Below are 12,716 nucleotides of genomic sequence, written 5' to 3' on the forward strand. Positions count from 1 at the left end.
CGTTGGTCCCCATTGTTGGTGTCTGCATTTAGTGAACGCGCATCGTCTCGATGAATTGCGAGACTTCTAAAGCCTCAGATATTGGGTGGGAGTCAACTTGGATCCAAGCATGTCCAAGAAACGGGTCTGTCCGGAATCCCGCATGCCAGGAGATGTTTCGTCCGAGCGGACGCAAGTAGAGAAAAAGGGCGAGAGACCGAACAAAACACGCTTCATGTGAGGCGCAGCGCGGGCTGAGGTGGCAAAGGGCGGCGTGGGCGCGTTCGGCTCGTGGCGCGTCAACACTACGGTCACCCATCTTGTCTACGACTCCGGCATACTTGCCCAGGACGTTATGCAGGACCGAAGGTTTCATGCGTGACATACCGCGCGACACGGTTAACGCGACATGAAGGCCCAGTCGTTCGGGCTGGGTGGGTCGCAGGGTTTTAAAAGACCCAATAGGAATCGACATTATTAGCTGCTGCTCCCGACTTTAGAAACCATATTGCGTACCCATTTTTCCGCGTGATAGAGCTCTTCGAGCTCCATTAGTGAGCTAGTTGAAAACATTGACCGAGACATGGCGGCACGCATCGAGTCACCGCTGACGACGCCGAGGTCCACGAGGTAGGAATCGCTGAGGTGACGTCGAACTGTCTCTCGGTTGACCACGAAGCTCTCGTAAAGTTCGCTGCTCAACTCGCCTTTATCGCGCCTGTCCCGGACGGCGACGGGCAGCGCGCTCCCCACGATCTCCTTTAATATATGTTTATGACCATTACGCGGACTAAATTCATGCGATTCCAGCGCCAGCACCAGTTTCACGAGCTTAGGATCAAGAAAAGGAGCGCTGAAGCGCAGCTTCGAGTGACCGAAGTTTCGATTCACGCTAGCAAGCGTCTTAGCCTGCTTTACAGCACTTTCGAGAATTGTGTGCTTAAAACGTTCCTTGTGCAGGTAAAAGTCTGAAGTATCCAAAAACTCTATGAGGTTTGCAGATAGTTCGGCTCTCAGTGCTGGAGCCAAATATGCCGGGATCTCGAGTCCGGGGAGCCAGCCGAGGTCAGCAAGGGCAGCGCCGGGACTCGTCTTTCCGTTAGTAGTAGGTCCAAGGCGTATCCTCGCTTCATCGCCAGGACTTAACCGATTGGTCATGAGCATGCGCGCATTTGCTCGCAGCGTTCCGGCTGCCGACATGGAGCGCATAAGCGTCCGGTAGCGTCCGCGCCCTCGCCCCGGACCATCGTGCGAGAGTAGCGCTCCGTACTGCATCGAAAACAGTTCGTCTCCGCCAACTCCGACCAGGTAAACGTCATGGCGCTCATTCGTGGCAAAGTCAGAACGTAGGGCGTACCCCTTATCGCCGCCAACCCAAGTGGGGATACCTTCGCAAAGGGCAGCCGGTAAGCCATGGAAGGTGCTGTCGAATGAGCCGGCCGCATCATGGCTGCAGCCGAGGGTGTGCACGGACTGACCGAGCTCTGTGGCCGCCTTCTTGGCAAAGTGCCAATCAGAATTGTTGTTGTCTGAACTTGTGACATGCGCAGCCGTGTAAGGCACCTCAAAGTTAGAGAGGATCCCGCAGATAGACGTGGAGTCCATCCCGCCGGATAGGTCTGCCACGATACTTGACGCTCCCTCGATTGAGCGCCGTATGGCTGCCCTCAATGCCTGCTGCGGTTCTCCGCTGGCTAATGTGACGGGGTCAGCGGAAACAAACTCCGAATCGGCATCTGTTATAGGGGTGACGCCCCACGTACTGTCAGGCCGAAGCGAGGCCTTATATCCGGGTGGTACTCGCTGGACCCCGCGCCAAGGTGTTCGTGTCTTGAATCGCTCCGGAATAAATCGCGACATTTCTTCAGCGAGACCGCGAGGATCCAGTGTGAGGGAAAAGGCTTGAGAAAGAAACGCCAGGGAATTGGTCAAGACGGCCAGGCCATCTTGATGACAGATAAACCGAACTTCGCCGGATAGCAGACCCACAGAGGCGAAATTCTCGAAATCAAACTGCTTTGATGTGCGTGGATCCGGCACGGGTTGGCGATCGTCAAAAAAGGGGGTGTCTTCCCAGACCTGCAGAGCGAGGTGGCCGCAGTGTTGATCCCACGTGTCAGTAAAGCGACGAGCTAGGTGTCGGCGATGCGCAAGGGAGGCTTCGTTGCCCGCCAAGATCGCGGTGTGAATTAAATTGGGGAGGTGCATGAGTCAGTGCACACCGGAGGCCATCGAACGGCACGAACGAAGGCCTCCGGCTAGCTTGTGTCTTAGATCCAGCCGCAGCTCAGGTTAGGAACGCGGTGGCCCAGGCCGTCGCGGTTGCAACCCCAAGGGAGGCCCTTGGTCGTCTCCCGCAGAGTGCCAATTTCCTCGATGATCGGGCGGATGTAGAGCTTCTTCATTACTAAACTCCTTTTAGTATGAGACCGGATTTGCCGCTACAGCGGCCCGCTTAGCCTATCCGCGCGGCCAATGCAGGTCAAAGTACGGCGCTCACGAGGAAGTATTTCGAACTTTTTGCATACGGCTTGCTCTTTTGCTAGCCGAAAGCAGTTACCTTCGGCGTAAACGATCTTCTCTCTCAAAAGTTTTTATCTCGTTCACCCGCCGGCAAACGTTTGGCAACCATTTTCTTGAACTTCCCGCAACTGAACGACGCCGCCCTGCATATCAAGCACGTGGTCGCAGACCGCAGCAATCTGCGAATTATGAGTCGATATGAGCACCGTTCGTGTTCCCCTCAGGGACTGCAGGACTACTATCAGGGCCTCAATGTTGTCAGCGTCCAAGTTTGCGGAAGGTTCATCAAGAAGGATAATCGGTCGGTTGGAGGCGATTGCCCGGGCAATCGCCAGACGTTGTCGTTCTCCTCCAGAGAGCCCAGACCCGTCGTCGATAACCAGGTCCAACCCTCGGGGGCCCCTGGCTGTTAACCTCGCTAAATTAACGCTGACGAGTGCCTCCCGAAGTTCTTGCTCGGTTGCACTCGGGCGGCCGAGCACGAGATTTTCACGAACTGTTCCGCTGATGATGCCATGGCTCTGTTCCACGTAAGCGATCTGCGACCGCCAAGCCTCATCGTCTGCTTGGCCGAGTGTCAGTTGACCGGCGCGGACGGAACCGGCGTGTGCAGGAATGAGACCAGAGATGAGGTCCAGGATGGTGGATTTCCCGGAGCCTGAAGGACCCACCAGGGCAACCATACTTCCACCCATAAGGGACATTGATACGCCTTCAACCCGAAATCCGGAATCAGCATGCTCGTATGAAACACCTTCAAGCACGACTGTAGGAGCCGGACTAACCCCTGATGCCGGTGAGCCTGTGTAGATGCCATCCTCAGGTCCACTCACAGTACCTGGCTGTTTAGTGGTTGGTCGCTCTTCCTTTGCGGATTCGTCAAAGAGGCCCCGAATTCTGTCCAGCGTTCCGCTCGCGACGCTTACGTCACTAACGGCCGACAGGAGTTGGCTCATTGGCACAACTGCCAGAAAGAGATACGCGACGAACGTAACAAGATCCGCAATGGTCAGCGATCCTTCAGCTACCCGGAAACCGCCCACACCCAGAACGGCAAGAACAGACCCCTGAACCGCTAGCCCATTGGCGGGCGCCACCAGCGCCTTGACTCTCGCGAGCCGAACCCCGGCCTGCTTGGACCCTTCAAGCAGGGCCTGCATTGTCGTCTGGGTTTGCTTCGTTGAGTTGTAGATTCTGATCGTCCGGATCCCGGAAAGCGCCCTGTCCAAAAATACCGTCACGCCAGCGACGGCCTCCTGATTTTTGCGCGAGCTGGTCCGGGTAATCCGGAACGCCCCCAGAACAATTGAGAAGGACGCCACAACAACAATAAGGGTCAGGAACAGGAGATGGATATCTACCAGGGCCATGGCCACAAGGGCACCGAGCATGAGGAGCGCGTTGCCCAAAGAATCGAAGATCCCGCCGGTCAGAGCAGTTCGCAAGGTTGCCGCATCCGGCCCTACTCGGGAGATGACCTGCGACGCAGAAATCCGTCGAAGAGTCTCCAAGGGCATTCTCAGCGAGAGAGAAATTACACGGCTCCTAATCGACCACACGATCCTTTCCGCTGTCACATCAACCAAATACTGCTGAAAACTAGCCGTCAGCACATTCACGAGAAGCAGGGCGACCAGTGTAGCTAGCAATGGCCAAGTGTCCTGCCCGGTTTCAATCGAACCGATCAGCTGGTTCAGCAACGCAGGTTGGACTAGTGCAAGCACGGACGCCACAACAGACGCTGTGACTGCTAAGCCGATGACGGTGCGGTGCCCCCGAATAACACTTCTAATACTCAAAGTAGATTCAGAGCCCTGCTCCAAAAGACCTACGGCGGCGACTTCAGTTTCTGCTAATTGTGCGAAAGGCTTAGTTATGCTCACCGGACCAATCTTGCCCCATCAGCTTTGTCCAAGATGATCCGCTGCTAAAAGACACTGTCTGAGCGGGTCAGCCAAACTTGTTGAGGGGCCCCTGTAGACCGCAGCAGGCCAAGGATCGGCATACGCAGTTAAAAGTGACGGGTCTCAGTGGTCATAGGATATAACCGCTAAGGACATTTAGGTATCGGGGTGACCAGTAAGTACTCAAACACACCCGTCCAGGTCGCGTCGCCTTTGGCAATCATCAAGCAGGTCGCCATTCAGGAAAGACCAGCCTTTGCGATCGACGGCGCCGCCCGAGTCTTCGGTTGGGGAGCCAACGGCATGGTCCAAGTGGGCGGGGGACGAACTGAGAAGCGGCTCCAATTCCCACCAGCCTTCAGAGCTGGATTCGTTTACAACAACGACCGTCGGCCCCGGATCAACCTCGGCGTCCGAAGTGACGGAAGAGTGTGGGCCGGGGGATCAACTCGGATGGCCAGTTGGGAGTAGGCGTCACGAACTACTCCAACGTGCCAGTCCCGGTGGTGCCCCGACTCAACTAAGGGCTTTGTATAACGTTCCGCGGTCGAATGCTCGGGGTCTCCCATCCGGGCTGCTGACCGAGCGACCCTAGGAGACGCCACGGGGGGAATGGGAAAGCTGCCGGCGAAATAACCGCCGAGGTGCCTAAGCCTGACAGAGAAGGACCGATTGAACAGCGCATGCTGGTGCCCCTTCTGCGACACATTCGACGTGGCTTACGCCTGTAGGCATTCGATGTCAGAGGAGAGAAGTACTATCCAGATTGGCGCCGAAGGCGGCGCAACTGAATAGTGGGGGACATGGATGTTCAAAATCCTTTCTTGGTCAGCATCACTTGTGCTGACCGCAACAGCAGCGGTCGGTCTACCGCAGACAGCGTCTGCTGCTGATACTGCCAGCGCAGCAAGCGTGCTGGCTTCGCTCTCGGTGGTCGAAGAAGCTACTTCCGGCTACGACCGCACCTACTTCCAGCACTGGACCGACGCAGACGGCGACGGCTGCGACACCAGGTCAGAGGTGCTGCAGGAGGAATCAACCGCTCCTGTGACGATGAGCTCTGGCTGCACCGTGGCAACCGGACAATGGACGTCAAGATACGACGGACAAACATGGGTCAATGCCTCCGACGTGGACATCGACCACATGGTGCCCTTGGCTGAAGCATGGGGTTCCGGCGCTCACGCCTGGAGTGCCGAGCAGCGGCGTGATTTCGCCAACGACATGACACTGACCGTTGCCCTGGAAGCTGTCACCGACGAAGTCAATCAAACCAAGAGCGACCGGGACCCCGCAGAGTGGATGCCTTCCATGGCCGGTACCGCCTGTGCCTACGCCACCGACTGGGTGCTCGTGAAGTACCGGTGGCAACTTAGCATCGATGCTGCCGAGCACGCAGCTCTTACCTCGACTATGAGCGATGCCTGCGGTGCGGCAGCGGTGACACTTCCCGCCGTCGCTATAACCGCGCCAGCACCAGGACCGATCAGTTTCAGCGACGTTGATGTCCGCAACCAGTTCCACACGGAAATTTCTTGGCTTGCAGCGCAGGGAATCTCTACGGGCTGGGTTGAGCCCGACGGTGCACGGACCTACCGTCCGCTCAGTCCGGTCAACCGGGATGCAATGGCAGCCTTCCTTTACCGACTGGCCGGAAAACCGGAATTCTCGCCCCCGGCGGTTTCACCGTTCGCGGACGTCAACTCGTCCACCCAGTTCTACAAGGAAATCACCTGGCTAGCTGCCAAAAACATCTCCACTGGCTGGCTGGAACCTGACGGACGAAAGACATTCCGCCCCTTGGAGCCCGTCAACCGCGACGCCATGGCAGCTTTCCTCTACCGCTATGACAACTATCCATCGTTCCAAGCCCCGACAACCTCACCCTTCGTCGACGTCTCAACCGGAAACCAGTTCTACCAGCAGATCAGTTGGCTCGCTTCCAAGGGCATTTCAACCGGCTTCCCGATAGGTAGCGGCTGCTATGTCTTCGACCCCGTCCGGCCCGTGGCCAGGGACGCCATGGCGGCCTTCATGTACAGGTTCGTCAACGGTGGAACGGCACCGATAAACGGTGGTGGATGCACCCCGAACCAGCCGCCGCCCCCGGCTCCTAGCCCAACCCCAACGCCTGTGCCGCCGCCGGCCCCCTCACGGCCAGCCAATCCTGGTGACACCAGAAATTGCACCGGGAGCTCAGGCTTCAGCACTTGGCGCGAGGCCCAGTCCTGGTTCCAGTACTACTACCCACACTATGGCGACGTAGCCCGACTGGACGGGAACGGCGACGGGATCGCTTGTGAAAGCCTTCCCGGGGCGCCCTAGATAAAACGAAGCGGCCCCGGATACCTCAGATAGCGGTGTCGGGGGCAGCTTGCTTCAACCAGGGATCGGCTAGGTCTCACCCCTGGGAGTTGTGGTAGCCGCTTTCCGCCCTGGCGTCTGCCGCACGAACGTCGAGGCAGCGGCTTCGGCCGCGGTCTAGGGTGATAGTCCGGGTCTTGCAGGCACGCCCCCGCCTATTTCGAAGAGCCGATAGCCGGCCTTCTGTCGGGTTGGCCGGCCAGATTTGGCTCTATGCCCCGATGGGCGCGGCTACGTGTCTCGTGTTTTGCGGAGGTACTCGCGAAGGCCCGGGATCGCGAAATCGACCTTGCCGTACGCGGGGGCCTCGATGAGTCCAGCGGCGATGAGCCGGGCCCGGTAGTTGGCGACGACGTTGCTTTTGGCGTTGAGCCGCTTGCCGATGTCGCCGGCGGCAACAGCACCATCGTCTTCCGCCATGGCACGGAGGAAGTCCTTGTCCTTCTCCGAGGCTGTGGAAAGAGCTGCTTCGATCACCGTGATCTCATGGCGGCGACCGGCTGCTGCGATGGCCTGGGTGACGTTTTCCGCTGCCAGTGCGAGATCGTTGATCTCGGCTTGGCGCCAAAGCTGGTAACCGATGAGCTGGATCAGGAAGGGGTAGCCCCCGGTCGCCTCGGCTGCGCGCCGGATCTGGTCGTGATGGATCCTGATTCCTGCCTGCCGGAACGTGTCCTTGTAGGAGCGTTCAACTTCGTTGATGGCAGCGGCATGCAGGTCGATCCGTTCTGCCCGGCGCAGGAACGTGGCGACTCCCTCGTTGAGCAGGTCCGAAACCGCTGCCGGGAGTCCGGCGAAAATCAGACCTATCGGCAGCCCGTCGCGAATAAAGTGCTGGACGTCCGCGGCGAGCTGGGAAAGTTCCGTGCGGTCAGCCGAGTGGATCTCGTCAACGGTGAAAAGCAACCCGGTCTTCTTTTCGGCGAGCAGGCTCAGGAGTTGGCCGCCCAGCCGCCGCCAGTCAACCTGCTTTTCGGGCGGCAGCTGGGTAGTTAGCGTGAAGCCGGCCACCCCAAGGGCGGTGATTCGGCGTCCGGCAGGGCCGGGGCCGAGTTCCTCCAGATGAAGCCGCATCGTCTCGCCGATCCGGCCCACAAAGCCCGGCGTAGCGGTCTCGGAGACGACAATCCAGCCTTGCTGCCGGGCTTTGTCCTGGGCCGCGCTCAGCAGCGCAGTCTTCCCGATGCCGCGGGCGCCGGTGATGATGGATAGCAGTCCTGGCGCGCCCGAACCGAGACCAAGGCCGTACTCGAACTCGTCGAGCATCCCCTCGCGCCCAATGAGTTCCGGGGGAGTGGCTCCCGCGGTGGGGCGGAAGGGGTTGGGCAGCGCGCGCATCTGTGAGTCCTTGTGAGTCTTGTGAGTCCCTGTGAGTTTATCCCCTTATCGCTTGTGGCCCTAAGATCCTCAGGCTCTCGTCCCTTATGACGGCAGCTGCTGCGGCGGCGTCAGGATAGTACGAAGTCCCGTTTTGTTGACAGTGGTTCATAACTTTCTCAGATCCCACCCTGACAGTGGCTGGGCAAGGAAATGGGGGTGGGGAAGCTCGAGAATGATCGAACTAGACCAAAATTTCTGGACTTAATGAGTCTGCTCGGGGCAGTCGGTGGATGTGTCACCGGTTGTAACCGGAGCGGGCAACGGAGAACGAGTGGTAGCTCCGCCCATTGGCCAAGTCCTCCCTTGTCAGGCGGTTATGGCGTCAGGTTTGGGTGTGCACCAAGCGGACAAACTCGCCGTCAGGCACCAAGACGGATCGCTGTAGGGCCGCGATCAACCGGACTCGGTCTTGGCAGGGAAGGGGTCCCCGAGTATTCCGGACGCCGCGGCACGCCTCTTTAGCAGCTTTCGAAGTCGGTCAGAATCTTCACCTTGCCCGCCGAGGCTGATTCGGAGTCGAAGGTGTAGCCGATCCATTCCTTTGCCAGCCGGCGCGCAAGTTCGATGCCCACGACGCGTTGTCCCATCGTGAGGACCTGGCAGTCGTTTGAGAGGATTGAGCGTTCCACTGAGAAGGAGTCGTGTGCTGCTGTGGCCCTGATTCCGTCCACTTTGTTTGCTGCGATGGCAACACCGATCCCCGTACCGCAAAACAGTATTGCCCGGTCGGCGGCGCCGTCTCGGATCATCTCACCCGCGGCGATGCCCACGTAGGGGTAGGGCTTGGTGAAGTCGTGAGGGGTGTCGGTGCGGTTAACGCCGATGTCGATGATCTCGCTGACGCGGGGGTCCTGCTGGAGGTCTTCGAGGATTTTGTCCTTGTAGTCCACTCCAGCTTCATCCGCTCCTACGATGAGTCGCAGTCCCATGGGGTGTCCTTCCGTTGTCATGATTGTGCTCCGACTGGTTTCGTGGTGGCGGCATTGGCACCAAGAGCGCTGGTGCCTGTGAGGTGGTCTCCTATGACGGTGAAAATCATGGCCAGGGATGTGGCGCCGGGGTCGGGCGTGCCCAAACTCTTCTCGGCCAAGGGCCGTGCGCGGCCCTTGAGTGGGAGAAGATCTGCGGTGGCTTCTGCGGCATGTGTGGCCTCCTGTGCAGCGTCCTTCCATGCCTGGTCCGGCCGCGTCCCGCCGGCTACCAGTCGGCCGAAGGTTGTGGCGAAGGGCAGGAGGGCGTCCACCATGGTCTTGTCTCCGGTTTCGGCTTTGCCCAGCTGCACGATCCTGTCCGAGAACGCGGTCACGCCCGCAGCGAGTTTTTGTGGGTCAGGAGCTGCTGTGTTTCCTATGGCTTCACCCCAGGCCCTCAGTCCGGCACCCCAGAGGACTCCCGATGTGCCTCCGGCTTTGTCTGCCCAGGCGTCTCCGGCAGCAATGAGCACGTCACCGGCGCCGGCTCCTTCGGCGAAGGCGGAGGACGCCGCCGCGGCTGCGGCGTCAATGCCCCGTACCATGCCGCGGCCGTGGTCCCCGTCCCCGGCGATTGCGTCCAAGCGGCCCAGCCGCTCCTCTGCCTCGTGCAGTGATTCCCGCGCCGCTTCGACTGCCGCAAGGCAGGCCGAGGCGTAGGTGCGGGAGGAGTCAGCGGACACGAAGGAAGCAACGGCAATGCCGACGTCCGTCCCTTCCTCAATCCCCTGGATACCGGAGGTTGTGGGGGTGTTGCCGCGCCGGTAAGCGGGGGTGTCCGCGGGGGCAGCCCACAGCTGTTCCAGTTCGTCGTCGAGCCAGGTAACAGTAAGTGAAACGCCGGCCATGTCGAGGCTTGTGACTAGTTCGCCGACTTCGGGCAGCACCAGGGTATACCCGGCGGCACGCAGCAGCGGCGCCACGGTTTGCCAGAGGACAAAGAGCTCCTCATGCTTGGTGGATCCCAAGCCGTTCAGGATGACGGCGATTCGCTGTCCAGCCTCTTGCGGGGTTTCGGTGAGGAGCCTGAAGACCAGTTCCTGCCCCAATTCCTTGGCAGAGGGCAGGTCCGTGTCGAAGAGGCCTGGTTCGCCGTGAATGCCCAGTCCCAGGCCCATTTGCCCGTCAGGCAGGGTGAAAAGCGGCGCATCGGCGCCGGGGAAGGTGCAGCCGGCGAAGGCGCTGCCGATGGTGCGGGTCCGGTCGTTGGTTTTGCGGCCCAGCCGGACCACCTCGGCCAGGCTTGCACCGTTCTCGGCGGCGGCGCCCATGATCTTGAAGACGGTGAAGTCCCCGGCGATCCCTCGGCGCTTGTCGGCTTCGGACGGCGGGGCGCTGGCGATGTCGTCAGTGACCAGCACGTTCTCCACGGCGATGCCCTCGGCGGCCAGCCGTTCGCTGGCCATGCCGAAGTTCATCACATCGCCGGCGTAGTTGCCGTAGGTGAACACGACGCCGGCGCCGGACTCCGCTGCCTTGGCAACAGAATAGGCCTGCTGGGCAGAGGGCGAGGTGAAGATGTTGCCCACCACGGCGCCGTCGGCAAATCCTGTCCCGATGAGTCCGGCGAACGCCGGGTAGTGGCCGGAGCCGCCGCCTGCGAGGACCGCGACCTTGGGCTGCGCGGGGCGGTCCCGCCGGACGGCGCCGCCGGGGACCTGGCGGACAAGGTCTGAGTGGACGTCGCAGAAGCCCGCCAGGGCCTCCTCGGCAAATTCTGAGGGGTCATTGAATATTTTGGTCATGGTAATGGGCTCTCTGCCTGGGTCTGGCGGGGTGGGCTGTTGGCGGCTGAGGTTAGTGAATGTGGCTTCCGCCGTTGATGTCGATGGTGGTGCCGGTCAGGTACGCGGAATCCTCAGAGGACAGGAAGGTGATCACGGCGGCGACTTCCTCGGTGGTGGCGTTGCGGCCCAGCGGGATGCCGGCGTTGATGGCCGCTTCCTGTTCTTCGGTGCTGCCGACGCGGATGTTAGTGTCCACGGCGCCCGGGGTGATGGCGTTGACGGTTACGCCGGTGGTTCCCAGTTCACGGGCAAGTGCCTTGGTGAGGCCGAGGATGGCTGCCTTGGCTGCCGAGTAGGGGACCTTGCCGAAGACGCCGCCGCCGCGCTGGGCCGAGACGGAGGACATGTTCACGATCCGGCCCCAGCCGTTGTCGATCATGTCCGGCAGGAACGCCTTGGTCACCAGGTAGGTGCCGGTGGCGTTGACGTCCATCACCTTGTGCCACAGCTCCAGGGTGGTCTCCAGGAACGGGACCGGCGAGGTGATGCCGGCGATGTTGGCCAGGGCGCCCACTGGTGGGAGGTTGCCCGCAGTAACCTCGGCGGCGACGGCGGCTTGGGCAGCGGTGACGGAGGCTTCATTGGCGACGTCGACCTCATGCCCGAAGGCAGGGACGTTGAACTCATTGCCGATCTCGGCGGCGACCTTGGCGGACTTCTCACCGTCGAGGTCCAGAATCACCACGGCCCAACCCTGATTGGCGTAGCGGCGGGCGGTGGTCATGCCGATGCCGCGTTCCGAAGTTGCTCCGGTGAGGACTGCGGTGCGCTGAATTGTGGTGCCCATGATGCTCCTAAGTGTTGGGATGGCAGATTGGATGAAAGCTCTTGTGAATGGTTCAGATGAGATCTGAGATGAAGCTGGCTGCTTTGGCCGCGGCTGCCGGCCGTTCTTCGTGTGTGACGTCGCGGGTTTCCAGTTCCAGGGAGAAGTGGCCGGTGTAGCCCTGTCCCGAAAGCCGTCTCAGGCCCGCGGCGAAGTCCGCGTTGCCGTTTCCGATGCCCAGGTTGATGTTTCCTGGCACCGCATCGCGCAGGTGGACGTGGGCAATACGCCCGTAGTGTCTTTCCAGGTATTCCAGGGTGTCCTCCCCGGACGCCACGATGTGGCTGAAGTCCATTACGATCCCGATGCCGGATCCAGCCAGCCGGTCCGCGAGCAGTCCTGCACGCTCCAGGTTCCAGCAGAAGCGCAGGAAGTGCAGGGATTCGGTCCAGAGTTCGACGCCGAACTCCGCGGCGCGTTCGCCGGCATGGATCAGCTCGCCGGCGATGGCGTCCAAGTCCTCTTCCAGACTTCGGACCGGGTTGTGGTCGAGAGCGCCGCACGGCAGGACCAGCGCCTTCGCACCGGTGTTCGCCGTGAGGGTGAGTAGTGCATCAAGGTGCCGCTCCCGCGCCGCCTTGGAATCGGCGTCAAGAACGGCGTTGAGGTCACCTATGTCGCCGTTCACCGAGCGGACGCGGAGACCGGATGCTGCCACTTCTGTCGAAACAACGGAAACCGCGGCCGCATCGAGCTCATAGGGAACGTGGTTGCAGACGCCCGGTAGAGCGCCAAGATCGATTTCCTCGAAACCCAGATCGCCCATTGTCCGCAACGCAGTCTGCAGGTCCTGGTGCCGGAAGCTGATGGACGAGCAGCCAAGTCGGGAGTTGAACATCGTCGTTGATCCTCTGGATGGGGGGTGATGGGAATCACGATACGCCGAGTAATGTCGACAGTCAACTACAAGCATTTACTGTTGACAGAAAGAATGGCGCACGTCACACTGGCTCTATAGTTAACAGTCGACAGCACGGATAAC

10 protein-coding genes are annotated in these 12,716 nt (G+C 60.4%); 1 reads left to right on the forward strand and 9 read right to left on the reverse strand.

Annotation, left to right across the window (positions count from 1 at the left end; genetic code table 11):
• Positions 1–28: 28 nt before the first annotated feature.
• From ACFVYC_RS09650 to ACFVYC_RS09665, 4 genes are all read right to left on the reverse strand, one after another.
• Positions 29–454: a lasso peptide biosynthesis B2 protein gene (locus tag ACFVYC_RS09650; RefSeq protein WP_387549339.1), complete on the reverse strand. Its 426-nt coding sequence runs from the start codon at positions 452–454 to the stop codon at positions 29–31.
• 2 nt (positions 455–456) lie between these two features.
• Positions 457–2,187 (reverse strand): asparagine synthase-related protein, encoded by a 1,731-nt coding sequence (locus tag ACFVYC_RS09655; RefSeq protein ID WP_387549341.1) that lies wholly within the window; start codon positions 2,185–2,187, stop codon positions 457–459.
• A 62-nt stretch (positions 2,188–2,249) separates the two neighbouring features.
• On the reverse strand, positions 2,250–2,384 hold the full coding sequence (locus tag ACFVYC_RS09660) for a hypothetical protein (protein ID WP_387549343.1): 135 nt from the start codon (positions 2,382–2,384) through the stop codon (positions 2,250–2,252).
• A 198-nt stretch (positions 2,385–2,582) separates the two neighbouring features.
• Positions 2,583–4,385 (reverse strand): ABC transporter ATP-binding protein, encoded by a 1,803-nt coding sequence (locus tag ACFVYC_RS09665; RefSeq protein WP_387549344.1) that lies wholly within the window; start codon positions 4,383–4,385, stop codon positions 2,583–2,585.
• Positions 4,386–5,213: 828 nt separating this feature from the next.
• Here ACFVYC_RS09665 and ACFVYC_RS09670 point away from each other — a divergent pair.
• Positions 5,214–6,731: a DUF1524 domain-containing protein gene (locus ACFVYC_RS09670; protein WP_387549346.1), complete on the forward strand. Its 1,518-nt coding sequence runs from the start codon at positions 5,214–5,216 to the stop codon at positions 6,729–6,731.
• Positions 6,732–7,001: 270 nt separating this feature from the next.
• Here the strand turns inward: ACFVYC_RS09670 and ACFVYC_RS09675 are convergent, their stop codons facing one another.
• The 5 genes from ACFVYC_RS09675 to ACFVYC_RS09695 all read right to left on the reverse strand — a co-directional run bounded on the left by ACFVYC_RS09675 (position 7,002) and on the right by ACFVYC_RS09695 (position 12,572).
• Entirely contained in the window at positions 7,002–8,108 is a 1,107-nt protein-coding gene (locus tag ACFVYC_RS09675; protein WP_387549348.1) for an ATP-binding protein, read from the reverse strand.
• Positions 8,109–8,608: 500 nt separating this feature from the next.
• Positions 8,609–9,100 carry an RpiB/LacA/LacB family sugar-phosphate isomerase gene (locus ACFVYC_RS09680; protein WP_387549350.1) on the reverse strand — a complete coding sequence of 164 codons (492 nt, stop codon included), beginning with the start codon at positions 9,098–9,100 and terminating at the stop codon, positions 8,609–8,611.
• A complete protein-coding gene (locus tag ACFVYC_RS09685; protein WP_387549351.1) occupies positions 9,097–10,866 on the reverse strand; it encodes a dihydroxyacetone kinase family protein in 1,770 nt (589 codons plus the stop codon). The genes ACFVYC_RS09680 and ACFVYC_RS09685 overlap by 4 nt, the downstream gene beginning before the upstream one ends.
• Before the next feature lie 52 nt (positions 10,867–10,918).
• A complete protein-coding gene (locus ACFVYC_RS09690; protein ID WP_387549353.1) occupies positions 10,919–11,695 on the reverse strand; it encodes an SDR family NAD(P)-dependent oxidoreductase in 777 nt (258 codons plus the stop codon).
• 52 nt (positions 11,696–11,747) lie between these two features.
• Positions 11,748–12,572 (reverse strand): sugar phosphate isomerase/epimerase family protein, encoded by an 825-nt coding sequence (locus ACFVYC_RS09695; RefSeq protein WP_387549354.1) that lies wholly within the window; start codon positions 12,570–12,572, stop codon positions 11,748–11,750.
• Positions 12,573–12,716: the final 144 nt, after the last annotated feature.

This window comes from Pseudarthrobacter sp. NPDC058329 (genome assembly GCF_042879835.1).
Taxonomy (GTDB): domain Bacteria; phylum Actinomycetota; class Actinomycetes; order Actinomycetales; family Micrococcaceae; genus Arthrobacter.